Annotated in this window: 19 protein-coding genes and 3 pseudogenes; 14 read left to right on the top strand and 8 right to left on the bottom strand. The window is 49.5% G+C overall.

From position 1 onward, the window contains the following. The first annotated feature begins 23 nt into the window (after window positions 1-23). The gene (locus A2F46_RS01550; RefSeq protein WP_156471521.1) at window positions 24-698 is read left to right on the top strand and encodes a hypothetical protein; all 675 of its coding nucleotides are present in this window, start codon (window positions 24-26) and stop codon (window positions 696-698) included. Between the two features lie 318 nt (window positions 699-1,016). On the opposite strand, the gene A2F46_RS01545 is transcribed toward A2F46_RS01550, so the two are convergent. Then, window positions 1,017-1,583, bottom strand: coding sequence for a cytochrome b (locus A2F46_RS01545; protein WP_066565803.1), 567 nt, complete (start codon window positions 1,581-1,583; stop codon window positions 1,017-1,019). 248 nt (window positions 1,584-1,831) lie between these two features. On the opposite strand from A2F46_RS01545, the gene guaA reads away from it, so the two are divergent. From guaA to A2F46_RS01490, 10 genes and pseudogenes are all read left to right on the top strand, one after another. After that, on the top strand, window positions 1,832-3,397 hold the full coding sequence (gene guaA, locus A2F46_RS01540; RefSeq protein WP_066565802.1) for a glutamine-hydrolyzing GMP synthase: 1,566 nt from the start codon (window positions 1,832-1,834) through the stop codon (window positions 3,395-3,397). A 295-nt stretch (window positions 3,398-3,692) separates the two neighbouring features. Then, window positions 3,693-4,897 (top strand): annotated as a pseudogene (locus A2F46_RS01530) (tyrosine-type recombinase/integrase). Between the two features lie 73 nt (window positions 4,898-4,970). Then, window positions 4,971-5,396 (top strand): replication initiator protein A, encoded by a 426-nt coding sequence (locus tag A2F46_RS01525; protein WP_082783532.1) that lies wholly within the window; start codon window positions 4,971-4,973, stop codon window positions 5,394-5,396. A gap of 549 nt (window positions 5,397-5,945) precedes the next feature. After that, complete coding sequence (locus A2F46_RS01520; protein WP_066565796.1) at window positions 5,946-6,896, top strand: IS481 family transposase; 951 nt, start codon at window positions 5,946-5,948, stop codon at window positions 6,894-6,896. Between the two features lie 525 nt (window positions 6,897-7,421). Then, complete coding sequence (locus tag A2F46_RS01515; protein ID WP_066565793.1) at window positions 7,422-7,799, top strand: CopG family transcriptional regulator; 378 nt, start codon at window positions 7,422-7,424, stop codon at window positions 7,797-7,799. A 25-nt stretch (window positions 7,800-7,824) separates the two neighbouring features. Further along, window positions 7,825-8,070, top strand: a complete 246-nt coding sequence (locus tag A2F46_RS01510) for a HigA family addiction module antitoxin (protein ID WP_197457513.1) — start codon at window positions 7,825-7,827, stop codon at window positions 8,068-8,070. A gap of 237 nt (window positions 8,071-8,307) precedes the next feature. After that, on the top strand, window positions 8,308-8,643 hold the full coding sequence (locus tag A2F46_RS01505; protein ID WP_197457512.1) for a helix-turn-helix domain-containing protein: 336 nt from the start codon (window positions 8,308-8,310) through the stop codon (window positions 8,641-8,643). 94 nt (window positions 8,644-8,737) lie between these two features. Beyond that, window positions 8,738-9,307, top strand: coding sequence for a DarT ssDNA thymidine ADP-ribosyltransferase family protein (locus tag A2F46_RS01500; RefSeq protein WP_066565787.1), 570 nt, complete (start codon window positions 8,738-8,740; stop codon window positions 9,305-9,307). Beyond that, complete coding sequence (locus tag A2F46_RS01495) at window positions 9,307-9,951, top strand: DUF4433 domain-containing protein (RefSeq protein WP_066565786.1); 645 nt, start codon at window positions 9,307-9,309, stop codon at window positions 9,949-9,951. Before A2F46_RS01500 ends, A2F46_RS01495 begins: the two co-directional genes overlap by 1 nt. Beyond that, a complete protein-coding gene (locus tag A2F46_RS01490; RefSeq protein WP_066565785.1) occupies window positions 9,951-11,036 on the top strand; it encodes a macro domain-containing protein in 1,086 nt (361 codons plus the stop codon). Before A2F46_RS01495 ends, A2F46_RS01490 begins: the two co-directional genes overlap by 1 nt. On the opposite strand, the gene A2F46_RS12005 is transcribed toward A2F46_RS01490, so the two are convergent. The 6 genes and pseudogenes from A2F46_RS12005 to A2F46_RS01450 all read right to left on the bottom strand — a co-directional run bounded on the left by A2F46_RS12005 (window position 11,033) and on the right by A2F46_RS01450 (window position 17,080). Beyond that, window positions 11,033-11,835 (bottom strand): IS5 family transposase gene (locus A2F46_RS12005; protein WP_156471531.1). Its coding sequence is split into 2 segments (ribosomal slippage): window positions 11,033-11,508 and window positions 11,508-11,835, totalling 804 coding nucleotides; the frame shifts between segments, so codons are not numbered across the junction. The genes A2F46_RS01490 and A2F46_RS12005 overlap by 4 nt on opposite strands. Window positions 11,836-12,582: 747 nt before the next feature. Next, window positions 12,583-13,014, bottom strand: a complete 432-nt coding sequence (locus tag A2F46_RS01470) for an MliC family protein (RefSeq protein WP_231867670.1) — start codon at window positions 13,012-13,014, stop codon at window positions 12,583-12,585. Between the two features lie 354 nt (window positions 13,015-13,368). Further along, window positions 13,369-14,112, bottom strand: coding sequence for a peptidase (locus A2F46_RS01465; protein ID WP_066565777.1), 744 nt, complete (start codon window positions 14,110-14,112; stop codon window positions 13,369-13,371). 130 nt (window positions 14,113-14,242) lie between these two features. Continuing rightward, entirely contained in the window at window positions 14,243-15,031 is a 789-nt protein-coding gene (locus A2F46_RS01460; protein WP_066565775.1) for a transglutaminase family protein, read from the bottom strand. Beyond that, window positions 15,028-15,630, bottom strand: coding sequence for a hypothetical protein (locus tag A2F46_RS01455; RefSeq protein ID WP_066565773.1), 603 nt, complete (start codon window positions 15,628-15,630; stop codon window positions 15,028-15,030). Before A2F46_RS01455 ends, A2F46_RS01460 begins: the two co-directional genes overlap by 4 nt. Beyond that, window positions 15,627-17,080: pseudogene (locus tag A2F46_RS01450) on the bottom strand (circularly permuted type 2 ATP-grasp protein). Before A2F46_RS01450 ends, A2F46_RS01455 begins: the two are co-directional and overlap by 4 nt. A gap of 520 nt (window positions 17,081-17,600) precedes the next feature. Between A2F46_RS01450 and A2F46_RS01445 the strand changes: the two are divergent. The 3 genes and pseudogenes from A2F46_RS01445 (at window position 17,601) to mfd (ending at window position 24,957) form a co-directional block, all read left to right on the top strand. Beyond that, window positions 17,601-18,839 carry a multifunctional CCA addition/repair protein gene (locus tag A2F46_RS01445; protein ID WP_066565770.1) on the top strand — a complete coding sequence of 413 codons (1,239 nt, stop codon included), beginning with the start codon at window positions 17,601-17,603 and terminating at the stop codon, window positions 18,837-18,839. Between the two features lie 118 nt (window positions 18,840-18,957). Continuing rightward, the gene (gene glnD, locus A2F46_RS01440; RefSeq protein WP_231867668.1) at window positions 18,958-21,408 is read left to right on the top strand and encodes a [protein-PII] uridylyltransferase; all 2,451 of its coding nucleotides are present in this window, start codon (window positions 18,958-18,960) and stop codon (window positions 21,406-21,408) included. Window positions 21,409-21,554: 146 nt separating this feature from the next. After that, window positions 21,555-24,957: pseudogene (gene mfd / locus A2F46_RS01435) on the top strand (transcription-repair coupling factor). A gap of 184 nt (window positions 24,958-25,141) precedes the next feature. On the opposite strand, the gene A2F46_RS01430 reads toward mfd, so the two are convergent. Beyond that, a complete protein-coding gene (locus tag A2F46_RS01430) occupies window positions 25,142-26,449 on the bottom strand; it encodes an NAD(P)/FAD-dependent oxidoreductase (RefSeq protein ID WP_066565765.1) in 1,308 nt (435 codons plus the stop codon). Window positions 26,450-26,517 lie beyond the last annotated feature (68 nt).

The following is a 26,517-nucleotide window of genomic DNA, read 5'->3' as shown; positions in this document are numbered from 1 at the left end:
ATTCAGTCAATTTATGCCCATTATTGGCCAATTACCCAGAAATTAATCCATTACATATGAACCATTATTATTCCACTTCTCTACAATGGGCTTACCTAGCCTGTTTATTTTTTTTGACCGCCACCTGTATTATTTTCATACAATCCATTCCTTTGTTTTTATTCGATGAAAATGGTTGGGTAGAAAATTTGCAAATTGTGATCTTGTGCTTTGGCGCCATTATCTGCTGGCATACGGCCCTTCATCAAAACAATTCTTCTGATAAACACCTTTGGTATGGTTTTATATTGATGTTTTGTCTAATGATTGTGCGAGAATTAAACGCTTTTCGTGGATTATTGTATGCGGAAAACAGCATGCTATTAGGACTATCAAACCGTACATACAGCCGATTGATTATGTCTGCCATCGGCTTATTAATTTTATATTTATTCTCTAAGAATCATATTGAAAAATTGATACACAGCCAACCTCTACCTTGGCAAGCTGGATTATTATGTTTGTTTTATATCGGTTTACAATACCTAGGGGAGCATGGTTTGTTTACTTTAGGTGAACGCGGTGTCATTATTGAAGAGATAAGCGAAACATTCATCTATTTGACGGCTGTACTCACTATGCACACCTACGCCATAGCCTGCACACATCGAGAAAATCCAAAGTCTGCGGCTGCTTTGTTGGCCCACCCACAGCGATAATACTGAAATCATCCACGTCCCTACATCAAACCATATTGTTGATACTCACTTAGCCCACTAATGGTTGTGTTCGACACAATGGTCAGCTTCCTATTTCACAGCCGACCATAGAAGACTATTTTTGTGATTGGCCTACCTCTATATTGGCTTATGGCTGGCACGGCCTGCAATGCGGTGTCATTGTATTTTCAAGCCTTGGTGTTCACTAGGAAAAATGAGCCAGCTCAGCAGAGGCCTGTTACTCGATTGTGTGTAGCATCTCATTGATGACGAATGCCTGCTTTGATCCAACAAGGCAGGCAAAGTATTTCATTGAAATTAGCGTTGTTTTCTTTCAGGCAACATGCTCAGTAACACACTGTCTTTATCAATGAAATGATGTTTGAGTGCAGCCAGTAGATGAACTACTACAACCAATCCAGCAAACAGCGCCAACCACTCATGCACAGGCCGAGCCCAAGCCACGATGCTAGGATTGGCCTGCACCAGCTGCGGGATATTAAATAAATACAACACCGGCACCGGATGTCCAGCCGACCAACTAAATACACAACCACTAATCGGCACCAACACCAACAATAAATACAACAAATGATGGGCACCATGGGCCATTTTTTGCATTAATGGCGACATATTCTCCGGCAATGCTGGTGCAGGATGGGTATAACGCCAAAAAATTCGAATCACCACCAAAAATAAAATGGTGGACGCGATGTTTTTGTGCAAAGTAATGACCGCCCCTCTCGAACCACCATCACCATAACTCATGAATTCAGTACTGTAAAAACCAATCAGCCAAGCCACTATAAAAATAGCAGCCATCAACCAATGCAGTATTCTGGCAGTGGTCGTGTATCGAGGGATATGGTTATATTGGTTAGTCATGTTGTGTCCTTTTTCTGTATTGGCAAGATTGGTTTTTATTCAATTTGGGTCATGTTCATAATCACAGGCCTATTCTATCGGAATGCACACAAAAAAAAGAAGTCGCTTTCAGTGGTAATGCTTTTCTTAATAAGAGAGCATGGGAAAACAAGATCCCAATCACACAAGTGTGATTTAAACCGTTCAGGTTGCCTGAAAGTGTTAAAATAGCCGCCATTCCCAATTCCACCACAACATACATCTGCACCATGAACCAAGACAAAATTCTGATTCTGGATTTCGGCTCTCAAGTAGCCCAGCTCATTGCCCGCCGAGTACGCGAAGCACATGTTTACTGCGAGTTGCATTCCTTCGATATGCCCTTGGCTGACATCAAAGCTTTTGCCCCCAAGGGCATCATTCTTTCTGGCGGCCCCAATTCGGTATACAACTCCGATTATCAAGCCGACCCTGCTATTTTGGATTTGGACATCCCAATACTGGGTATTTGCTATGGAATGCAATGGATGGCACACCAATTGGGTGGCCAAGTTTCACCAGGTAATCAGCGTGAATTCGGTTACGCCATAGTCAACACAGAGCCCAATGCACTTACTGAAGGCCTGTTTGATGGGCAGCTCAGTCAATTGGAAGTATGGATGAGCCACGGCGACAAGGTCAGTCAACTCCCCAAAGGATTTGCGTGTGTTGGCCATACGCCCAGCTGCCCCATAGCCATCATGGCCGATGAGCAGCGGCACTTTTACGGCGTGCAATTTCACCCAGAAGTCACCCACACCAAGCAAGGTCGCGAGCTCATTAACCGCTTTGTACTCGGCATCAGCCAAGCCCAACCCAGCTGGACCATGCCCAACTACATTGATGAAGCCGTGGCCAAAATTCGTGCTCAAGTGGGCAGTGACGAAGTTATTCTAGGGCTTTCAGGCGGTGTGGACTCTTCAGTGGCCGCAGCCTTGATCCATAAAGCAATTGGTGATCAACTCACCTGCGTGTTTGTGGACCATGGTTTGCTGCGCCACCAAGAAGCGGAAATGGTGATGGACATGTTTGCTCGCAATTTAGGGGTCAATGTGATTCACGTTGATGCAGCGGCCGACTTCATGGGCAAGCTTGCAGGCATAACGGACCCGGAACAAAAACGCAAAATTATCGGCGCCGAATTTGTTGAAGTATTCCAACGTGAGGCAGGAAAACGAGCGAATGCCAAATGGTTGGCACAAGGCACGATTTATCCCGACGTGATTGAAAGCGCGGGTGCCAAAACCAAAAAAGCCCACGCCATCAAAAGCCACCACAATGTCGGCGGGTTGCCTGAAACCCTGAATCTTCAATTATTAGAGCCTTTACGCGATTTATTTAAAGATGAAGTGCGTGAACTGGGCGTGGCATTGGGTTTGCCACGTGAAATGGTGTACCGTCACCCATTTCCTGGCCCCGGCTTGGGTGTGCGTATTCTGGGCGAAGTAAAACAAGAGTTTGCCGACTTACTGCGCTTAGCCGACCATATTTTCATCGAAGAATTGCGCAATACTTGTGATCAAGACGGTGTGTCTTGGTATGACAAAACCAGCCAGGCTTTTGCTGTATTTCTACCGGTCAAATCAGTGGGTGTGATGGGCGATGGGCGCACTTATGAATACGTAGTAGCCTTGCGCGCCGTCATCACCAGCGATTTCATGACCGCACATTGGGCACACCTGCCATATGATTTATTGGGGCGCGTATCCAACCGCATCATCAACGAAGTGCGCGGCATCAACCGCGTTACCTACGACATTAGTGGCAAACCACCTGCCACCATAGAATGGGAGTGATCCCGCGTCTGGTATGACCAGGCACCACATGGCATGAAAGTTCCGCTAAGCCCGCGTAATTTCGGGCTTTTTTGTTTTTTGAGTAGCATTGCTTGGCAGCTTCAAGCATTTTTTTTTCATGGTATCAAACTTGGTATCATGAGCTGTCGATACCATGAGTCGCGCCGATACCATGCCATGTTTATTCACATGGTCATGGTATCTAAAACATACAAACTATTGTTTTATATTGATTAATTTTGATTTTTGGAGTGGTTTTAAATCATGGTATCAGAATGGACATGGAGCCCCTCTGATGCTGACCGATACCAAGCTGCGCAACCTCAAGCCTCAAGACAAGCTGTACAAGGTGAATGACAGGGATGGCCTGTATGTGGCCGTCACGCCCACCGGCACCATTTCGTTCCGCTACAACTACGCCATCCACGGCAGGCAGGAGACGATTACGTTCGGGCGCTACGGCCTGGGCGACATCACGCTGGCCGAAGCGCGTGAGCAGCTGGGTGAAGCCAAGAAGATGATTGCGGCGGGCAAATCGCCAGCCAAGGAGAAGGCCCGCGACAAGGCGCGTGTCAAAGATGCGGAAACCTTCGATGCCTGGGCGCAGAAATGGCTACGTGGCTACCAGATGGCTGACTCCACCCGCGATATGCGAAGGTCAGTTTATGAGCGAGAGCTACTGCCAAAATTCGGCAAGATGAAGCTGGACGAGATCAACCATGAAGACCTGCGAGCCTTGACCGATGCCATCGTGGAGCGTAGCGCACCGGCCACAGCCGTTCATGTGCGTGAGGTCGTGCTGCAAGTCTATCGTTGGGCTATCGAGCGCGGCCAGAAGGTTGAGAACCCGGCGGAATTGGTGCGGCCAGCCAGCATTGCCCGGTTTGAACCACGCGACCGCGCGTTGACGCCGGACGAGATCGGCCTGATGTACCAATACATCGAGCGCATCGGCACGACACCATCTATCCGCGCTGCAGCCAAGCTCTTGCTGCTGACGATGGTGCGAAAAAAGTGAACTGACCAACGCCAAATGGAGCGAGATTAGCTTCAGCGAAGCGTTGTGGACGATCCCCCAAGGAGCGGATGAAGCGCCGTAACCCGCATCTGGTCTTCTTGTCCCGGCAGGCGCTGGATATTTTTATCGCTCTGAAAACCTTTTCGGGCGGCTCTGAGTACGTGCTGCCGTCGCGTTACGACATCGACGCGCCGATGAGCAGCGCCACACTGAATCAAGTGCTGACGTTGACCTATAGGCTGGCGCAGAAAGAAGGCAAGTCATTGAGCAAGTTTGGCCCGCATGACCTGCGACGCACCGCCAGTACCTTGCTGCATGAGGCCGGGTACAACAGCGATTGGATCGAGAAGTGTCTGGCGCACGAGCAGCGGGGCGTGAGGGCGGTCTACAACAAGGCTGAGTACCGCGAGCAGCGGACGGCCATGTTGCAGGACTGGGCGGACATGATTGATGAGTGGGCAGGAAGGGGCGTGAGGCCCTAGAGTGTGGTTGCGTAGCCTGTGAGGCTTGTTCAGGCCGGTTTGGCGTAAGGGTCAAGCTTCTTGATGGCTTCCGATGGGGCTTTGTTACATGCCTTGCACCATTCCACGAATTCGGCCAAGTCGATGTACTGCTCGCCTCGCTCTACCTTGGATACATAGCTTTCGTCTACGCAAACCCTTGGATCGGCGTATCTACGAGCTGGCACGCAAGCACTGCGGGGAGCAACCACGCTGGCGCATATCGTTGGCGGTGTTGCATCAAAAAAGTGGCAGCACGGGCCCATTACGTCGTTTTCGCTTTGACCTGAAGATGCTCGCCGAATCTGGCAACCTGCCAGACTACTTGATGGCTGTTGACGTAAAGCGCGATATGGTCACGTTTTACGCCAATGGCCCAAAAGGCAAGTTGGCTGAGGTGAAGGACATGCTGGCTGGACGGTCACATGCATCGCTGGCAGCGCATCAGAAGATACGTTCTCCTAGATCGAGAGGGCGCTGACTCCATGCCGACCGCTTGATGGCTCGTCCAGGTAGGTTGTTTTGGCACTGTGGATAAGCTGAGTTGCCCTGTGAATCACATCGTGCTTTTAGGAACGCTAGCCTGTGGATAGTATCGTGCTTTCAGGAACGCCAGTATCGTGCCTTTAGGAACAAAAGTCTTGAATATTTAAATTAAATCAATTGTTTATGAATCCGTAACGCGCGCGCGGTTTTAACTTTTTTATATTATTTAACGCGGCGGCCTAGCGCTGCTCCGATGTTACGCGAGGAAAAATCACTGGCTACTTGCCATTGCCTTTTACTGACCAATGCAGTGCAGTCAAACCTGTGAGTTCAGGGCTCTCGTAGCTCAAGCCTCAGGTTTGTAAAAAAGCACCAAAAGGAGTGAGTCTGACTATGCCTGCAATAGGGCTGTCCCCACGGGTTGAGTGGCAGCCGCTCCAGTGCGGCTTGCTCCGTGCTTGTAAGGCCTGGAGGCCTTGGCCCCTAATTGTTTAGTCCCGAATTTTAATGGTGCAATATTCTCACCTGATTGGAAGGAAGCACTATGGGACAAGTTCTACACGCAAGCGCCACGACGACTGAGGCAGTGCGTCGAGCAATACAAAATAGTCAAGAGAGCCTAAGAGCGCTCTCCAAGCGCTACGGCATCAATCAGAAGACGGTGGCGAAGTGGAAGAAGCGGACCTCGGTAGCCGATCTGGTGACAGGACCGAAGACGCCTTGCTCCACTGTTCTGTCGCTTGAAGACGAGGCAGCAATCGTGGCCTTTTGTAGGCACACCCTGCTGCCGCTGGATGATTGTCTCTATGCCCTTCAGCCGAGCCTGCCGCATCTCACGCGCTCATCCTTGCATCGCTGCCTGCAGCGTCACAGCATCTCCCGGCGGCCCGAAGTCGAAGCAGACAAGCCCTCCAAGAAACGGTTCAAGAGTTACCCCATCGGCTATTTCCACATCGACATCGCAGAGATGCAAACAGCCCAAGGCAAGCTCTATCTGTTCGTGGCTATAGACCGGACCTCAAAGTTCGCGTTCACCGAGCTTCATGTCAAGGCCGGCAAGATGGTGGCGGCGCAGTTCCTGCAAAATCTGATCAAGGCGGTGCCCTACGCCCTTCATACGGTGCTGACCGATAACGGGATCCAGTTCACCAACCGGACTTGTGATCGGTACGCTTTCGAGCACATCTTTGGTCGGGTCTGCGTCGAACACGGTATCGGGCATCGCCTGACCAAGATCAAGCACCCGTGGACCAATGGACAGGTCGAGCGAATGAACCGGACCATCAAGGAGGCCACTGTCAAACGCTTTCATTATGACGATCATGCCCAACTGCGACAGCGCCTGGGCGACTTCATCGCTGCCTACAACTTCGGCCGTAGGCTCAAGACCCTCAAGGGCCTGACGCCCTACGAATTTATCTGCAAACAGTGGACATCTGACCCTTGGCGGTTCAGGATTGATCCGATCCATCTAATGCCGGGACTAAACACCTAATGTACGGATATACCCTTGCAGTCCGGTGCAACGACACTTTTTGAGTTTGAAAAATAGTCTTGAGACGATATTGGCCGAATTTTTGACGTTGTTCCCGTACATTGGGGACCGTGTTGCTCCTGCCGCAAGACAGAAGCAGAAGGGACAGGTCGAATATCGCTGCGCGGATAGGCTTGTTGGATGCTCCGATCGGTTGCTCGCACGGATGGGCCGCTAGTCGGAAGGTCAGAATATTCCATCAACCTCTGGCGAGAAGGTGATTTTCTTTTGGTGTATGCGATTTAATGCAATTTAGTGCGACGGAATGCGAGCATACGCGAATAAATGCGAACAAACGCGATTTTGTGAGATTCCGCGTTTCAACAGCCGTGATCGCAAATAATCGCGTTCAAGCAAACGGCAATATGTGTTTTGTGGGCCCACAAGCTTTGCTTGTGGTCTCACAACACCGAACTTACTCGCGTGGGCTCGATGTTTACTTGCTCTGCGAGGCATACGGGCGCTACCGCACCTAGAGAGGCATGAATGGAAGAAAAGATAACAAAATCTAGAACCTATGGAACAAGGCCGAGGGGGCATTACATTAAGGTTTTTGTCACCTCGAAGGAGTTGGCTGAAATTCAAGAAAAATCAACTAAATCTGGCTTATCTATGTCAGCGTTTCTTCGGACTGTCGCATTGAATCAGAAAGTACGTTCTGCTTTGGATCTTGATGCTGTGGTTGATATAGTTAAAGTCAATGGCGATCTTGGGCGAGTTGCAGGGCTACTGAAGCTATGGTTGGCAGAAAAACGCGGCCAGGGCGCATCGCCTATTGCTGTTGAGTCGCTGATGAATGACTTTCGGATGCTGCAAAAGCAAATGGCAGACTTGATGCACAAAGCCGTCCGTGGTCCGCGATAGCTGATGTTGTTTTTGGAGGAATGTTATGGGAATGCACAATCCGCCCCATCCTGGTCAACTGATTCAACATGAAGTAATTGTCCCGCTAGGCCTGTCGCTCGAACAAGCAGCGGATAAATTCCAAGTCGATGTCCAGTACCTTGGTGCGGTGTTGGCTGGACAAGCGGAGTTGAGCACAGAATTAGCCAAGGGCTTGGAAGATGCGGGAGTCAGTACTGCGCGTGCTTGGCTGGCGATGCAGTCGGCGTTTTATCGTTCTAGGGCTGTATAGGGTTGTTGTCTGTACAGAAAACGGTGATATTCCAAACTATCGCTGTGTGTGCTGGCTTTGACGGTTCAAACTGGCTTCCGGCTGTTAAGAATTCCATCAACTTTTCAATGTTCAGTCAAAGCTCCCATGTTGGACGTCTTGGTATAGGGGAGGCGGTTGCATGTCTACAAGATGCTGCCTGCATCGACTGTCGGTGACAGTTAGTATGTTCGTGTGATAACATCACACGGTCACAACATGGGTAAAAAGATGCGCACGGTGATCGGTGTCCGTTCAGGTAAACCGGCAGTAAGCAGTAACGATCAGCCAACTCCTACCATCTGGTTCGACACATGGAGGCAATTGGCTGGTGTGCTCTCTGATGAAAATCGCGCATTGCTGCGACTGATGCACGAGCGAGAGCCCCAGACAGTACTGGAGTTGGCCGAACTGTCCGGGCGCGCAGCCAGCAATTTGTCGCGCACCTTGCGTACGATGGAGGGGTATGGGCTAGTCCGGCTGAACAGAAGCGCGGAGACCCGATCCGTCCGCCCAGAAGCTTTGGCCATCGAATTCTTGGTGCTGCTTGATTGAACCGTGTAGATAACTAGAGCCAAGTAACAGACCGACGGCTACCGTCCGCCAGACTCACACTTGTCCGTCGCAACTTACGAAATAGAGGTTTCAGATGCCTGATATTAAAGAGCAGAAGCTCATTTATCACCTGACCAGCCTTGAAAACATGCCCAGAATTCTTAAAATCGGGCTATTGCCCCGATCACACCTTCAAGATTTTGAAGACGTTGCCGATCAGGAAATTATTGAGGGCAGAAGGGAGCATGGTCTCGAGAATTACGTGCCATTTCATTGGTTTGCTCGAAACCCGTTTGACGGTCGAGTACAAGCAGATCGCTCTGATGAAGAGTTTGCGCTTATTGCCATTCACCGCAGAGTGGCGCAAGGCGAAAACTGGAAAGTCATTCCGCGCCACCCTTTGGCAAATACGGCACCTCAATTGTTGGATTATCTGCCTGGATTTGCTGCAATTGACTGGGGGACAATGAACATTCGGGACTATCACGATCCCGAATGCAAGAGCATATGTATGGCAGAGTGTCTTTCTCCTGGGCCAGTGCCTGTGAGTAAATTTTTCAAAATTTACGCGCCCAACAAAGCAGTGTCTGAAGCAATCTTGGAAATGATTGATGACCTGAACCTGACGCTGGAAGTAGATGTAAATCCAAGGATGTTTCTCTGATGCTCTATACCAGCCTCAATCCAGAAAAAGCACTGATCTGGCGGATTGTCCACCGTGACAATCTGCCCTGGATTCTGGACAATGGCCTGTATTGCGGCAACAGCTCGGTGAAGGCACCAGGCTGGCTGAGTATCGGCAACCCGGAGCTTATAGACAAGCGCGCCCATCACCCGGTACGGCTGCCGCCAGGTGGCTTGCTGAACGACTATGTACCGTTCTACTTCACACCCTTCTCGCCGATGCTGCGCAACATCCACACCGGATGGGGCGGCATCCAGAAGCGGCCAAACGAAGAAATCGTGATCTTGGTGTCCAGCCTACACCACATTGCCAGGCTGGGCTTGCCGTTTTTGTTCACTGACAGCCATGCCTATTATCAGTGGGCGGATTACTATTCGAACTTGGCCTACCTCGATAAGATCGACTGGCCATTGCTACAGCGCAGGGACTTCAAGCGTGACCCGGAAGACCCTGCCAAGTTCGAGCGCTATCAGGCCGAGGCGCTGATTCACCAACACTTGCCGGTGGGCGGACTTCTCGGCATCGTGAGTTATACGGAACCATTGAAACAACGCATCGAACAGGAGATTCAGGCCCGTAATCTGAACCTGCCGGTTTATGCCCGAACAGGGTGGTACTTCTGATGATTACATTCACTCAAGGCAATTTGTTGGAAGCCCGCACCGAGGTGCTGGTCAACACCGTCAATACCGTCGGGGTGATGGGCAAGGGCATCGCGCTGATGTTCAAGGAACGCTTTGATGAGAACTTCCGCCGCTATGCCTCCGCTTGTAAAGCTAAGGAAGTGCAGACCGGCAAGATGTTTGTAACGCAGGTGCACGAACTAGACGGGCCGCGCTGGATCGTCAACTTCCCCACTAAGCAGCACTGGCGTGCGCCTTCGCGCATGGAGTGGGTGGTGGAAGGCTTGCAGGATCTGCGGCGCTTCTTGATCGATCAACAGGTCCAGTCCATCGCCATCCCGCCGCTGGGTGCGGGTAACGGTGGTCTGGAATGGGCTGATGTGCGTGAGCAGATTGAATTAGCATTGGGCGATCTGGACATCGACATTCTGGTGTTCGAGCCCACCAAACAATACCAAAACGTGGCCAAGCGTGCTGGCGTAGAAAAGCTGACGCCCGCCCGTGCGCTGATCGCCGAACTGGTGCGCCGGTACTGGGTGCTGGGCATGGAATGCAGCATGCTGGAGATTCAGAAGCTGGCGTGGTTTCTGGAACGCGCCATTGAGCGTTACAACCCCGGCGACAACCCGCTGGACCTGCAATTTACACCACACAAATACGGTCCCTACGCCAACCGGCTCGACCACCTGCTGAACAATCTGGATGGCAGCTACCTGCACTCCGAAAAGCGCATCAGCGATGCCAATCTGCTGGATGTAATCTGGTTCGACGATGAACGCAAGGCCTTTGTTCAGATCTATCTAAAGAGCGAAGCCAAGGCCTACACGCAAGCTCTAGAATTCACGGCAGCACTGATCGATGGCTTTGAATCACCCTTTGGCATGGAACTGCTGGCGACCGTGGACTGGCTGCTGGCCCGCGAAGGCGTGGCACCCAACGTTTCGGCCTTGCGTGAAGGGCTCCGCCATTGGCGAGCTGGACCGGGCGCTGCCGCCCGTAAGGACCGCCTCTTCGATGACCGAGCACTGGGCATTGCCCTTGAGCGGCTGACGCAGCCTGCGACAGCGCTGGCTTATAGCGGCTAACAAAACTTCTCTGCGAAGCGCAAGCAGATGACCGCGCAAGCCAGCCGCAACAGCGCGAGATGTGTATCTAGCTGCCGCTCGAATCGGATGCGTAACTTGCCAAAACCTGCGAGCCAGGTGTAAGTGCGCTCGACGACCCAGCTGTGTTTTCCCAGCCGCTCCTTGCTCTCAACCCCTCGCCGAGCAATCCGATCCCCGATGCCGCGCTTCTTCAAATGTGCTCGGCAACGCGGATAGTCGTAACCTTTATCGGCATGCAGTTTGTCCGGGCGCTGGCGTGGCTGCCCTGACAGGCCACGCACGCTGGGCAAAGCATCCACCAGCGCCTCGAACACCACCGAGTCGTGCCGATTGGCTCCCGTGACGGTCAAGGTCAGCGGAATACCTCGTCCGTCCACGATCAGATGGCGTTTGCTACCGGACTTACCTCGGTCAGTCGGGTTCGGCCCCGTCGCTTGGCCCCCCGGGGGCTGGCAACGCTCGCCCCATCGATGCTCACACGATGCCAATCGATCTGATCGCACTGGCGCAGTCGTACCAACAACGCGTGATGCAGTTTTTCCCAGACGCCGGCCTGCTGCCAACTGCGCAAGCGACGCCAGCACGTCATGCCGCTGCTATAGCCCAGTTCCTGGGGTAGGTCTTCCCAAGGAATGCCCGTCTGCAGAACGAAGAGGATGCCGTTGAAAGCGGCACGGTCGTCCAGTCTCGGACGACCGCCGTGCGGTGAAGGCTTGGACTTGGGCAGCAGCAGCTCAAGCTCGGTCCACATTTTTTCACTGATGACCATACGCTTCATGGCGCGAATCATCGCATTTTCTGGCTTTTGTTAGCGACTCTTAAGGGGGGGAGCTAATACACAGAGGACGAATGGCTTTTTTGCTACAGCTGACTGAGTTGGGCTTGGTAGTGATCAACCGGGGAAATCTCGTGCCGTAGGAGCAGCACTCGGCCTGCATGCCAGGGCGCGGCCCAATTACCGGTACAGCAAAGAGTGGGCGGTTTTCCGAATGTAAAGCACTGAGCTGGGTTTTTGAGTGCAGATGTTGATGCCGAATTACCTCACTAAGAAAACATGGTATTTATCATGGCATACGATGAGTTATCGCATATCAACTCGTTGAAAATAAACAATATTTTTATGTCGTTCACCATAGAGTGGGAAATTATCCATCGTTTACCCCTGTTTCTAATCGTTTCAAAACAGCCTGTAAACCCTGTTCAATACATGGTTTTCTTGTTTCTAGATGTTTCAACCAATGTCATATAAATAATGGTATTTCATAGGATATAAATTACAATACCCAAAATCATGCATGAAATAAGTAGGAATACCCTTCGATGGCGAACATCCGGCAAAATGCTAAACGACAAGGGCTCAAAACATTGAAGCCCAAGAATAAACCACGCAAATTGGCTCACCATGGCGACGATCATGTCCAATTACGATTATTGATGAATTGTTAGGCTATGGCTTCATCCAAATCTGAAAAAATCCCTTGAATGATCAAGGGATTTGGTTGGAATTGATATTCCAATGGTGAACTTACTGAACAGCGCAATTAATTACTATGTCTTTTTTGCCTTCCCGATAAGTCCAAGTCCCTGCCTTGTCATCTTTAAACAACCAGCGAGTTGAATCATCTTGATCATCAGATGCCAATATAACGCCAGAAGCTGATCTCACCCGATGCATATTGACATCGACCCCATCCAATACCAGGCGCGCTTTAACATCAGTACGCTGATAAATATCGGAAGGACGGATAAATGTAACCTTTTTTCCATTATCACAAATGTATTGGGTGGTCACCATCCCAGCGCCCTGCTGTGCCTCTGCTTGAACATGATCACGGTCGCCCGTTGTACAAGCAGATACGCCAAACAACAATGCCAATGTTGTGAAGCATGATAATTTTTCCATTTCATCTCCTGTTTGTGCGGAATTATTTGGTAAGCTTTTATTATGACGATACAAATGACAAAGAGTTCAATCAATATACAGCAGCATTGAGCAAAGGCAGCCCATCTAAACTCAATGCCTGCATACCATCAACGTAATGATGTCCGTGAATGGATAAATGAATCATCGCCCTCATCAATTCCATCGCTTAAGACAAAATCCGCTTGTAAATATAAATCTCGAGGGTGCATTCTCTACATGGAGCAATGCTGTTTACAGCAACTGGCAGCGGAATAACCTCAAAATACAGAGAAGAATCGACTCAATAAGCTATGGCAAATGAACTAGATGATGCAAGCAACACGCACAACTGAACCTTAGGTTCGAATGCTGACGCCCAAACACTAAAATAGAGATTACAAACGGATATTAATCTAAATATTCTAACGGTGGTGTATCAAAGCCACGCAAAATATCCAATAACCCTTGTGACCATTGCGAGCGGATGGTGTGAAAATAAGCGTCATCTTCAGTAATGCGTTTGCCCTTGGGCATGACCAAACTATCGGTTCGATAAACCATTAAATCAATCGGAAAACCAACCGATAAATTGGAACGAATAGTGGAATCAAAAGACACTAACGTAGCCCGAATCGCATCGTCTAAATTGCTATCGAAATGAATGGCACGATCTAGGATAGGTTTGCCATATTTGCTCTCACCAATTTGGAAAAACGGGGTATCACGAGTGGCATAAATACAGTTGCCTTCGTTGTATACCATGTATAAACGTGGCTCATGGCCTTTGATTTGCCCCGCCAAAAGAAAGGTGCTGCCAAAGCCACCACCATCTTGCACCATAGCGGCTTTTTGCTGGGTTTGATAGGCTACCTCAGTTGCATAGCGCCCAATCATGTCTGCCGCTTCGGATAATGATGGGATATTCAATAGATGAGTACCATCATCCTGACGAATATCACGACGCAAACGGTTGACCACTGCTTGAGAAGTCGCCAAATTACCCGCTGTCATGAGAATCAGCACCCGTTCACCATCTATGCCAAATGTGTACATTTTCTTAAAAATAGAAATATGATCGACACCCGCATTGGTGCGCGTGTCGCTGGCCAAAACCATGCCGTCTTTCAAGCGGATACCGACACAATATGTCATGAACAAGTCCTTGTATGGGGTTGGCCACGCTTCAGGCAGCCTCAACAATGAGGCGCTATTGTAATCGCATTGTCACAATATGGCAGCAAGTACAATAAAAAAACAGCAGCATCATGCACCATCAATCTTATTATTGCTGGTCTGACAATACTTGCACATGATAATCCATGCGTTCGGGGCCACCACCTACGCGAATACCCCGCACCGGTGCGGCATCGTTATAATCCAAACCGATGGCAATTTGCACATGATGCGACGGCGTAAAAATTTGGTTGCTCACATCAAACACATACCAATTCCCATCCAAGTAGGCCTCTGCCCAGGCATGACTGGCCAAATGCTGCTCCGATTCCGTATACAAATAACCAGAAACGTAGCGTGCGGGAATACCCAACGCACGGACGCCAGCCAAAAACACGTGCGTATGATCTTGGCACACGCCCTTACCCAATAAAAAAGCATCACTGGCCGAAGTCGCTACTCCAGTGCTGCCTTGGGTATACGGCATGCGCAGCAAAATATCGGCGCTGTATTTTTCCAAAGCGGCGCGGCTCACACCATCGGCAAGATGCATTTCCGCCAAAGCCCTGATTTGACCCGTACAGCGTGTTAATTCGGTATCCCGCAGAAACAATTGCGGGGGGATACGCTTGTCTTCAACGCAGTTACGACTTTCATCAATGTCCACTTCCCCACTGGCCTGTATCAGCAGATGCTCATGTGGCTCATGCAAGCTGATGACGGTACAAAAATTGCCAAAGCCATCAAATAGCTCACTGCCCAAGCGTGGTAGTGTTAGGCGCCAAGACAAAATTTGCTGACCATTAAAGCTTTGTGGTGTCACCCGCAGCAATTGAATACTGCGTTTGGTGGGCGTGTCATAGCTGTAGCGCGTTTCGTGGTTAATGTTGATTTTCATACCCCATCCTCAAACAATTCATTCAAGCGGTCTAACCAATGGCGAAATTGACGCACATCCATGTTAAACACCATGGCCTGAGCTGGCTGTTTGAGTTCATCCCAAGCAGTATTTTCAGGCAACCCAGTAGCCACCAGTGCCAGTTGACGAAAGTGAACAGGATGATTGTCACCAAAACGGATGTGTTCATCCAAAGTTTCGACCGCATCCCCCAATTGCCAAAATAAACTCACCATGGGTTCTTGAGCCTGCATGGCCATATGGCAGGCTTGCAATTGAAAGCAAGCGGCACGCTGGCTGCCAGATTGGCGCAAACGATTAACGGTATTGAATAAATCATACGCATCTTGATCAATCACCCCGCGCACCGTTTGCACATTGTCATTCACGCGCTCAAAGTATTCAGGCAACTCGCGGGTGCGCATGTGATCAGCCAAATCACCTTGGTCACTGCTGTGAACATCCAAACCCATGGCATTTAAATACGTTTGAGCGTTGACACCATCGGGGCTGAAAAACCGCTGATACAACCGCACTGTGCGCTGCATATACCGGCCCAACCAAAACAGATCACCGGCAGTGGATAAGAGCAAAGTCATACCGCGCCCCCTTTCTCTGAGTTCATGCTGTCGCCGCGCAAAATCCACGTGTCTTTCACACCACCGCCTTGTGATGAATTCACCACCAAGGAACCTTCGCGCATGGCAACCCGTGTCAGCCCACCCGCCGACAACCGCACTTTATTGGGGCTGGACAACACGAATGGGCGCAAATCAATGTGGCGTGGCGCAATACCTTCTTCAACACAAGTAGGACAAGTGGATAATGCCAACGTGGGTTGGGCAATGAAATCTTCAGGAGCCGCTTCAATCCGCTTACGATAAAGGGCAATTTCCTCCTTCGTTGACTTAGGGCCAATCAACATGCCATAACCACCGGAACCTTGTGCTTCTTTCACCACCAATTCATCTAAATGCGCCAATACATAAGCCAAATCATCGGGTTTCCGACACATCCAAGTCGGCACATTATGCAAAATTGGCTCCTCACCCAAATAAAAGCGGATCATATCCCCCACATACGGATAAATGGATTTATCATCTGCAACCCCAGTACCCGGTGCATTGGCAATCATGACATTGCCGGAACGATAAGCCGCCATCAATCCGGGCACACCCAAAATAGAGTCCGATCGAAACGCCAAAGGATCCAGAAAGGCATCATCTAAACGCCGATAAATAATATCCACTTTCTGGCGACCTTGAACGGTACGCACATAGACCCGATTATTCTCGACATACAAATCATAACCGTGCACCAAAGCGGCGCCCATCTCGCGAGCCAAAAAAGCGTGTTCGTAATAAGCACTGTTGTAACGCCCAGGCGTCAGCACCACAATATACGGTTGATCTTTGCCACAGCATTCGGCCAAACTGACACGCAACATATTTGGATAACCATCAACGGGCAACACCTGTTCGCTGTCGAGCACCCCCTCCAGCAAGCGCTCGCTCACATAACGACTTTCTATCATATACGACACCCCAGAAGGGGTGCGCAGATTGTCTTCCAAAACGTAATATTCGCCATCGCCATGCCGAATCAAATCTATGCCACTCACGTGCGCATATATGGGCTGTGGCAAACGAATGTCCATCATCCAAGGTTCATAGCAGTCATTCACCAATACCTGCTCTAAAGGCACGATGCCTGCGCGCACAATGTCCCGACTATGATAAATATCGTGGATAAACGCATTGAGGGCACGAATACGCTGGGAACAGCCATTTTCCAGCATTTGCCACTCTGATTGAGTAATGATGCGCGGAATAATATCGAAAGGAATAACCCGCTCAGTATTACTGGCATCGCTGTACACCGTAAACGTTACGCCTTTGCGGTAAAACATCGCCAAAGCTTGTTGATTTAAGGTTTCCAGCTTTTCAGGCCATTGCGCTGTAACCACGCGGCCACTTCTCGATAAGCTGGGCGAACGCTGCCATCTTCGGCATACATTTCGTTGTAAAAAGCCGCTACTGCTGTATTCATTCAATACTCCTTGTCAACAAGCAACGATGTAGGCTGTTTCATTGTTACATCTTTTAAATTTTTACAACAAGATGCAATTGTTAATATACAACAGAAAATGTCAATTTCAGTTTGATTATGCATTTCAAACGTCATAAAACAAAATAATTACCCCCATTAAATTCATCATAATCTTGCTTATTTTATTTTATTTTTGAATATTTATAGATAAATAAATTTATTTTTCAATATATATCATCCTCAAATGGCAAAAATAACGCATTTTGACTGTGAATTTTCAAAGCAGCCATTAAGATGCAAAATTGCGCAAAGCAAGCTGGTTCATAGACAACAATGCCTTTCAGGCAACCACTATCAAAAGATTACATCTTTACATTTAAATTTATAAAATGTAATTAAATTACATTATGGAAGAAAAATTAAGATTCATTGCTACTTCAGCCAAAAAGCCCAATACAACCACACCACCCATTAACTTTGCACTATATTTAAGGCACAATAGCTCCAAACAGGAGCTGATATGAACGTATATTTAGTGGGCGGTGCCGTGCGCGATCGCTTATTAAACAGACCCATTAGCGACCGCGACTGGGTCGTAGTGGGCAGCAGCGGCGAAGACATGATTCAAGCTGGCTATCGACCAGTAGGCAAAGATTTCCCAGTTTTTCTGCACCCGCAAACCCATGAAGAATATGCATTGGCCCGCACTGAACGCAAAGTCGCTGCCGGCTATGCAGGGTTTTCCTTTGATGCCCACGCCAATGTCACGCTTCAAGAAGATTTGCAACGCCGCGATTTAACCATTAATGCCATGGCCGAAGACCAACAAGGCAATTTGATTGACCCATATGGTGGACATGCCGACTTGCAAGCAGGCGTGTTACGGCATGTCAGCTTGGCTTTTACTGAGGACCCAGTGCGCATTTTGCGCACTGCCCGCTTTGCTGCTCGGTTTGATTTTCAGATTGCCCCTGAAACCATGACGTTAATGCGCACCATGGTCGACAACGGTGAAGTTAACGCTTTGGTACCTGAGCGAGTCTGGCAAGAATTGTCGCGCGGCCTAATGGAAGCTCATCCGGCACGCATGATCGAGACTTTACGCGCTTGCGGAGCCTTAGCTATTCTGCTGCCAGAGGTAGATGCTTTATTTGGGGTACCGCAGCGAGCTGAATACCATCCAGAAATTGATGCTGGGATTCACACCTTGATGACACTCAACTATGCAGCGCAACATCAATACACATTAACCGAGCGCTATGCGGCTTTATTACATGATGTAGGTAAAGCCAAAACACCAACAACACTATTGCCCCGACATCACGGCCATGACTTAGCGGGTATTGAATTGGTAAAAGCGGTGAATACACGCTGGCATGTGCCCAAGCATTGCGCGCAGTTGGCACTTTTGGTATGTGCCTATCACATTCGTATTCATGCTGTGAGCCAATTGCGCCCCGCCACCGTTTTGACTATTTTGCACAAAACCGATGCGTGGCGTAGACCTGATCGCTTTGCCTCACTTTTGCGCGTTTGTATAGCAGATGCCCGTGGCCGACTACATAAGGAAAAAACAGATTATCCGCAACAAGACCATTGGCTCAATTTACTGCTTGCCGCTCGAAATATAGACACTGCCATGCTGGCCAGCACCATTTCTGATCCCCAACAATTGGCCACAAGCATTGACCAAGCCCGCTTGTCCAGCATTACACCACTACAAAATGCATACCGCCAACACCACTCGGAAACCCATTAACCATGCACAATAATCAGTCATTGATACAAGCCGTGGCCCAGGAATTGCAACAAAAAAAGCAAACCATAACCGAACAATATTTAGCGCGGCGACAACCTTTGCTTTTTTTCGCCGCCATGTGGCAATTTTAGAATCGGCATTGGGTGCATTGTGGCAAGACTATTTTCAAGGCCAAAATATGTGTTTGATGGCCATTGGCGGGTTTGGGCGTGGCGAAATGTATCCCTTTTCAGACATGGACATTGCCTTGGTCACGGCTACGCCACCGGATGAAGCCACGCAAGAAAATATTGCTGAATTTATTCAGGTATTGTGGGACATGCACATGCTGCCGGCGCCCAAAGTTGGCAGCTTAGTCCAATTGTGTGAAAGCGCACGCGAGGATTTAACCAGCGATACTGCATTTTTAGAAGCTCGGTTTATCTGCGGCAACCACAGATTGGCTCAACAATTTGTCAATCAACTCAATTTACAACGTGACGTGGCCTCCTTTATTGAAGGCAAACTACTGGAACAACAACAGCGCTATGCCAAAGCCCAAGGTGCAGGCAGCCTATTGGAAGCCAATGTCAAAACTGCGCCGGGCGGGCTGCGTGACGTGCACACCCTGGTGTGGCTGGCAAAAGCGCAAGGCTTAAATGCCCAAGTGAATAATTTGGTGCAGCAAAACATCGTCACACGCACGGAAGCTGGGCTGCTCACCCACAGCCACAAACAATTGGCCAAAATCCGCATTGACCTACACTTGGCTGCAGGCCGACCAGAAGAACGGCTGATTTTTGACCTACAAGCACAGGTTGCACTGAATTTAGGATTTACCGACGATGTCAAATACCGCGCCAGTGAAAAACTGATGCGGGCTTTTTACCGTGCCACCAAAACCATCAAACAGCTCAGTGGGATTTTATTACCAATGTTACGCGGCCGTGTCTATTCTGCCCTGCCACGCATCGTGGTAGACATTGATGAGGATTATTACCAGGTAGGCAACTTGCTGGCCGTAAAGGATAAAAAGCTATTTCAAAAGAAACCCACTCACCTTTTTAAAGCCATGTATATCGCCCAGCAACACAATGACATTGTGGGATTGGCCCCGCAAACATTGCGCAGTTGGTGGCGTGTGGGTCAAAAAATCGGCAGCGAATTTTACGACAATCCAGTGAACCGTGATCGTTTCATCGGCTTTTTCCGCCGTGGTGATGGACTCACTCATTTACTGCGGTTTATGAATTTGTATGGCATCTTGGGCCGCTATCTGCCGGCATGGGGCAAAATCGTGGGGCTTTTACAGCATGATTTATTTCATATTTACCCTGTGGACGACCATATTCTGATGGTGGTGCGCAATATGCGCCGCTTGGCTATGGACGCACACAGTCACGAACTGCCGTATGCGTCAGGCTTAATGCATTCCTTTGAGCGCAAGCATATTCTCTATCTCGCCGCTTTATTTCATGATATTGCCAAAGGCCGTGGTGGCGACCATGCCGAAAAAGGCGTTGCCGATGCGCGCCAATTTGGCGAAGATCATTTCTTATCAGAAGAAGAAACCGAGCTGTTGGCGTGGCTGGTGCAAGAGCATTTATTGATGTCGATAACAGCGCAAAAGGAAGACATTCAAGATCCGGAAGTGGTGGCTAAATTCGCGCGGGTGGTACAAACCCATGAACGCTTGGTGGCATTGTACCTCCTCACGGTAGCCGACATCCGCGGCACCAACCCTAAAATATGGAACAGTTGGAAAGCCAGCTTGTTGGAGAGCCTGTTTCAGGCAACCTTGCGACTGATTTCTGGTGAAAAGCGAGATCGTGCCGTGGTGGTCAACAACCGGCAACAACGCGCCATTAACGAGTTGGCGCGTTTGAATGTGAGTGCAGCCAAGCAACGCGAACTATGGCATTTATTGGGTGAGGCCTATTTTGTTCGCCATGAAATACAAGAAATCCTGTGGCAACTACCTAAACTCGTTAACCACGAACATGAGGCTCAAGCCCACACCCAATTGCTGCCCAATACCGACACCATGCAAGTGATGGTGTATATGCCCAACCGGCCCAAGCTATTTGCTGGATTAAGCTATATTTTCAGCCGCCACGAACTCAATATTTTAGCAGCACGGGCTTATGTTACTGAACACAACTACATTCTCGACACATTCATCCTGCAGATGCCCAATGCCAGCTTGCCTCAGGATTACCAACGCATTCAACATAAAGTGGAACACTCGTTAGATCAGTTTGTGAAAGGTGAGCTCACGCCCCACATAGACGCCCCCGCCAAGCCATTGGGGCGGCGGAGCCGCCATCTGCCCATCGCGCCACGGGTGAGTATTTATGAAGAAGACAATGCGGGCTGGTATATTTTGGAAATCATCACCTTTAACCGCCGCTATTTATTATCGAATATTGCCGAGGTGATGTCAGATTTTGGCATCAGCATTCGTTATGCCAAAATTGCCACCTTGGATGAGCGTGTCGAAGACAGCTTTTTGATTTATGCCCCCAAGCTAGAAGACACTCAACAACGTTTGGCCTTGAAGACCGCTCTATTAAAAGAAATCAGCCAATAAACACCTTGTCGGCAGCGCTGGCAAGCCATTAAAATGAGTCTCGGTTGCTTGTGTAACCACAGAATAGCCCCATCTCAGATGAGTATTAAGGCTGCCTGAAACCTTTCAGGCAGCCTATTGCCGTTATTATTTGCACACGGATAGCCATGTCAGCCATACCTTCTCTTTTCCCCGTACCCCAAGCCCATCACAAAGCCATTTGGCTGATTTGAGCGCAGGCAGTTTGCCTTATTACTGAGCGAGCAACTGCCTCACAGCCGTACCAAAATCGTGCTGACCGCCGATACCGAGCAAGCATTGCGCCTACAAGCAGCTTGGCATTTTTTCGATCCCAGTGCCAACGCTGTGTTTTTCCCAGATTGGGAAACATTGCCTTATGAACATTTCTCGCCTCACCAAGATTTGGTGTCTGAGCGACTGGCTGCCCTCTGGCAATTAAAAAATGGGCAAGTAGACGTGTTATTGCTGCCAGTGGCCAGTGCCATGCAAAAAGTGGTGCCACCGCATTTTTTAATGGGCCGTACCTTTTGGCTGAAAACAGGTCAAAACCTCAAGGTGGACGCACTCAAACACAACCTTATCGAAGCCGGTTACAACAATGTGTCACACGTCGTGGCCAGTGGTGAATTTGCCATTCGCGGTGGCATCATTGATTTGTATCCAATGGGCAGCGATACACCCTATCGTCTTGATTTATTTGGGGATGAAATCGACAGCATCAAAACCTTTGATGCCGACACCCAACGCACCTTAGCCAACGTAAACGAAATCCGCTTATTGCCCGCGCATGAATTTCCCACTGATGCCGATGCACAAAAGATTTTTCGCAGCCGTTTTCGCGAAGAAATTCAAGCCGATGCCAATCAAGCAGCCGTATATAAAGCAGTATCCAACGGCCAATACGGCGCCGGTGTGGAATATTATTTACCGCTGTTTTTTGAAGAAGATTGTGCCAGCGTATTTGACTATGCGCCCACAGATGCTTTGCTCATTTGCTTAGGCGAAATACACCAACAAGCAGCCCAATTCTGGCAGGAAGTAAAAAACCGCTATGGGTTGGCACAAGGCGATGAAACCTACCCACCATTGCCGCCGCAACATTTGTATTGGAGTGAAGACCAATTTGGCGCACGCATCAAACCTTATGCCCAAATTTGGCCAGAGTGGCAAACCCAAAATGCACAAACGCTACCCAATGTGGCAGTTGATCGGCGTTCGCCTGAACCCCTCACCGCTTTAAAAGCATTTCAGGCAGCCTTTGGCGGACGGATTTTGTTATGTGCTGAGGGTTTGGGGCGCCGAGAAACCATGTTGGGGTTTATGCAACAAAATGGTTTAACCATGACGCCTGTGGCTGACTGGCAAGCTTTTCTGGATAGCAATGCACCATTGTGTCTTACGGTAGCGCCCATTGCTTTTGGCTTTCAGCTACCCGAGCGAGCATTGGCGGTGGTCACTGAAGCGGATTTGTATCAATACGTGGTGCGCGGCAGACGCACGCGGCGCAAGCACAATGCCATTTCCGACGGCATGCTGCGCGATTTGGCTGAAATCAATATCGGCGACCCAGTGGTTCACGAGCAGCATGGCATAGGTCGCTACATGGGCTTGGTGAATTTAGACTTGGGTGAAGGCAATACTGAAATGATGCTTTTGGAATATGCTGAAAATGCCCAATTGTATGTCCCAGTGTCGCAGTTGCATTTGATTTCACGTTATGCGGGCCACGCACACGAAAGTGTTTCACTACACAAACTGGGTCATGGCGCGTGGAATAAAGCCAAACATAAGGCCGCCGAAAAGGCACGCGACACAGCGGCAGAGTTGCTCAATCTTTATGCGCAGCGCGCGGCGCAAAGTGGTCATCAATTTGCGTTAAACGAACAAGATTATCAAGCTTTCGCCGATGGCTTTGGTTATGAAGAAACCGAAGATCAAGCAGCGGCCATCGCTGCTACCTTAAAAGATTTAACCGCAGACAAGCCGATGGACAGGCTGATTTGTGGAGATGTGGGGTTTGGCAAAACAGAAGTGGCTCTGCGCGCGGCTTTTGTGGCGGCGATGGCAGGCAAGCAGGTGGCGGTTTTGGCCCCCACTACCTTGTTGGTTGAACAGCATTTCCAAAATTTTGTGGATCGATTCGCTGATTTCCCCATCAAAATTGCGCAGCTCTCCCGCTTCAACAGCAGCAAAGAAACCCGAGCCACACTGGATGGCTTGGCCAAAGGCACGGTAGACATCGTCATCGGCACGCATAAATTGGTTCAGCCAGACATGGTGTTCCATAATTTGGGGCTGGTGGTGATCGATGAAGAGCACCGCTTTGGGGTGCGCCAAAAAGAGCAACTCAAACGCTTGCGCGCCAATGTGGATGTACTCACCCTTACAGCCACACCGATTCCGAGAACCTTGAGTATGGCCTTAGAAGGCTTGCGCGATTTCTCTTTGATCACCACCGCACCCAACCGACGTCTGGCGGTGAAAACCTTTGTGCGGCCTTTTGAAGAAGGCTTGATTCGAGAAGCGGTGTTACGTGAATTAAAACGTGGCGGCCAAGTATTTTTCCTGCACAACGAAGTCGAAACCATGGCCAATGCCTATGAGCGTTTGGGCGAGTTGTTACCAGAAGCGCGTATCGGCGTGGCCCATGGCCAATTGCGCGAGCGTGAACTGGAGCAAGTGATGCGTGATTTTTTACAACAACGCTACAATGTCCTATTGTGCTCCACCATCATCGAAACGGGCATCGACATTCCCAATGCCAATACCATCATCATCAATCGCGCAGATAAATTCGGCCTAGCACAATTACATCAACTGCGTGGACGCGTGGGCCGGTCCCACCATCAAGCTTATGCCTATTTGCTTACGCCCGAATTTGTGAGTAAAGATGCCCAAAAACGATTAGAAGCCATCGAAGCCGCCGATGATTTAGGCGCTGGTTTTACGTTGGCCATGCAAGACTTAGAAATTCGTGGCGCTGGTGAGGTTTTGGGCGAAGGTCAATCAGGCGAAATGCTGCAAGTGGGTTTTACGCTCTACACCGAAATGCTGAAACAAGCGGTGCGCGATTTGAAAAAAGGCAGAGTGCCCGATCTGGATGCGCCGCTGGGCGTAACCACCGACATCAAATTACACAGTCCGGCGCTCTTGCCTGAAGATTATTGTCCTGATATCCATGAACGTTTGGTGTTGTATAAGCGATTGGCCACCTGCGAAACCGAGGCACAAATCGATGCGGTACACGAAGAATTGATTGATCGCTTTGGGTTGCCTGAAGAACCGGTCAAAACCTTAATTGAAAGCCACCGCTTGCGCTTGGTCGCCAAGGAAATGGGTATAGATGCGATTGATGCCACTGAAGACGTGCTCACTTTAGCCTTTGGTCGCCACCACCACATCGACCCCGCTCAAATCGTGATGCTGATGCAAAGCAACAAAAATTATCGCTTGGCTGGGCCTGATCGCTTGCGTGTGACGGCGGTGATGGAAAACGTGGCGCAACGCATACACACCATCAAAACCGTGCTCAAACAGTTGCGTGCCTAACTGGGCACGATGTAGCAACGCCACCCTCTGGCACCGAGCAAACCAATAGGCTGCCTGAATCTATTTCAGGCAGCCTATTGGCTATAAACAACAAAAAGATCAATGAAAGCCATTGGCGCTGCATGCACCCAACTGCAAATATACACACCGACCCACTCAGCCACACACCAATGCAGAAACAACATCAATGCAATTTCAAACGTCCCGACACACGACTTTGTGCCAGTCGGGCAATGGCCAATAAGCCAGTTTTCCAATAGCCCAAAATGGCGGCATGGTGTTTTAAATGCAAAGACATGTACATCCACTTGGCAATCAAGCCTTCAATAAAGAAATTACCACCACTCAAACTGCCCATTAAATTACCAACCCCTTGATTGTTGCCGAGCGAAACCAATGAGCCATAATCTTTATATACAAAAGATTGAGTGAATGGCCGCTGTTTGTATTCATGCCACCATTTATCAGCCAAATACGAAGCCTGCTGGTGCGCCACTTGGGCACGTGCAGGCAAAATTTTATCATCATGCCATGGACAGGCAGCACAATCACCCAAGGCATACACACCTGCAAACGGGGTTTGCAGGTGTGTATCAACTTCAAATTGATTCAAGCGGTTCACCGGCAAGCCATAATCGGCATTGCTTTCCGCCGCTTTAATCCCAGCGGCCCACACCACTACATCGGCATGGATGCGTTGCGGCTCTGCATCTGGCCGCAATTTATCTGCCATCAACACAAAATCGGTACCCACTTCAACCGCCCGATGGCTCTCATAAATAGACACGCTTTTGGCGCGCAACGCTTGAGCTGCCTGAACGGAAATGCGTTCAGGCAATCCTGCCAAAATACGGGGTGCAGACTCAATCAGGCTAATGTGGATATCGAACTTCTGGCTGGAACCAAAAATGGGCAAAATTTCGTGATACGCTTCCAACATTTCTGCGGCCAGCTCCACACCGGTAGCCCCGGCGCCCACGATCACCACGTCCAGATTTTTGTTGTCTCCATAAGCGGCTTTGGAAAAGAGATTGAGCAGATGCTGTTGAAAATCAACAGCATCCAATGAGTGTTCCAATACATAAGCATGTTCGGCTGCGCCGGGTGTATTGAAAAAATTGGAGCCGCTGCCGATAGCCAATACACATTGGCCAAAACGGATGTTCCGCTCTGGAATGATAGCCGCCTCATTTTCATCATCGAATACGGCTTCCAGCGTGAGGCTTTTGTTCTCGGGATCAAAATCCAACAACTGACCACAAGCAAAACTGAAATGATTGCTACGCGCCAAAATGCTGTATGAGAGGCCCTCCTGTTGCGGATTGAGGGTGCCAACTGCTACCTCGTGCAAAGTCGGTTTCCAAATGTGGTAGCTGGATTTATCGATGAGCAACACTTTATCGTGTCCTTCTCGACCAAAATGACGCCCCAAACGGGAGACCAGTTCCAAACCGCCGGCACCACCACCCACCACCACGTAATCGTAATACATAATTTATCCTTAGCTGCCCACAGCCGATATTCTGACGCAGTTAGGCTGCCTGAAATGTGTGTTTTGCC

Source organism: Snodgrassella sp. CFCC 13594, from assembly GCF_001590725.1.
Taxonomy (GTDB): domain Bacteria; phylum Pseudomonadota; class Gammaproteobacteria; order Burkholderiales; family Neisseriaceae; genus Snodgrassella.
This window is presented reverse-complemented; position numbering and strand designations above follow the sequence as displayed.

What these genes read in the sequence shown, in the direction of transcription:
- A2F46_RS01465 (WP_066565777.1), bottom strand. Translation starts at nt 14,112, where the DNA reads ATGACATATTGTGTCGGTATCCGCTTGAAAGACGGCATGGTTTTGGCC.
- A2F46_RS01545 (WP_066565803.1), bottom strand. Translation starts at nt 1,583, where the DNA reads ATGACTAACCAATATAACCATATCCCTCGATACACGACCACTGCCAGA.
- A2F46_RS01445 (WP_066565770.1), top strand. Translation starts at nt 17,601, where the DNA reads ATGAACGTATATTTAGTGGGCGGTGCCGTGCGCGATCGCTTATTAAAC.
- A2F46_RS01515 (WP_066565793.1), top strand. Translation starts at nt 7,422, where the DNA reads ATGGAAGAAAAGATAACAAAATCTAGAACCTATGGAACAAGGCCGAGG.
- A2F46_RS01495 (WP_066565786.1), top strand. Translation starts at nt 9,307, where the DNA reads ATGCTCTATACCAGCCTCAATCCAGAAAAAGCACTGATCTGGCGGATT.
- A2F46_RS01510 (WP_197457513.1), top strand. Translation starts at nt 7,825, where the DNA reads ATGGGAATGCACAATCCGCCCCATCCTGGTCAACTGATTCAACATGAA.
- A2F46_RS01525 (WP_082783532.1), top strand. Translation starts at nt 4,971, where the DNA reads ATGGGGCTTTGTTACATGCCTTGCACCATTCCACGAATTCGGCCAAGT.
- A2F46_RS01490 (WP_066565785.1), top strand. Translation starts at nt 9,951, where the DNA reads ATGATTACATTCACTCAAGGCAATTTGTTGGAAGCCCGCACCGAGGTG.
- A2F46_RS01505 (WP_197457512.1), top strand. Translation starts at nt 8,308, where the DNA reads ATGGGTAAAAAGATGCGCACGGTGATCGGTGTCCGTTCAGGTAAACCG.
- A2F46_RS01455 (WP_066565773.1), bottom strand. Translation starts at nt 15,630, where the DNA reads ATGACTTTGCTCTTATCCACTGCCGGTGATCTGTTTTGGTTGGGCCGG.
- guaA (WP_066565802.1), top strand. Translation starts at nt 1,832, where the DNA reads ATGAACCAAGACAAAATTCTGATTCTGGATTTCGGCTCTCAAGTAGCC.
- A2F46_RS01500 (WP_066565787.1), top strand. Translation starts at nt 8,738, where the DNA reads ATGCCTGATATTAAAGAGCAGAAGCTCATTTATCACCTGACCAGCCTT.
- A2F46_RS01520 (WP_066565796.1), top strand. Translation starts at nt 5,946, where the DNA reads ATGGGACAAGTTCTACACGCAAGCGCCACGACGACTGAGGCAGTGCGT.
- A2F46_RS01430 (WP_066565765.1), bottom strand. Translation starts at nt 26,449, where the DNA reads ATGTATTACGATTACGTGGTGGTGGGTGGTGGTGCCGGCGGTTTGGAA.
- A2F46_RS01460 (WP_066565775.1), bottom strand. Translation starts at nt 15,031, where the DNA reads ATGAAAATCAACATTAACCACGAAACGCGCTACAGCTATGACACGCCC.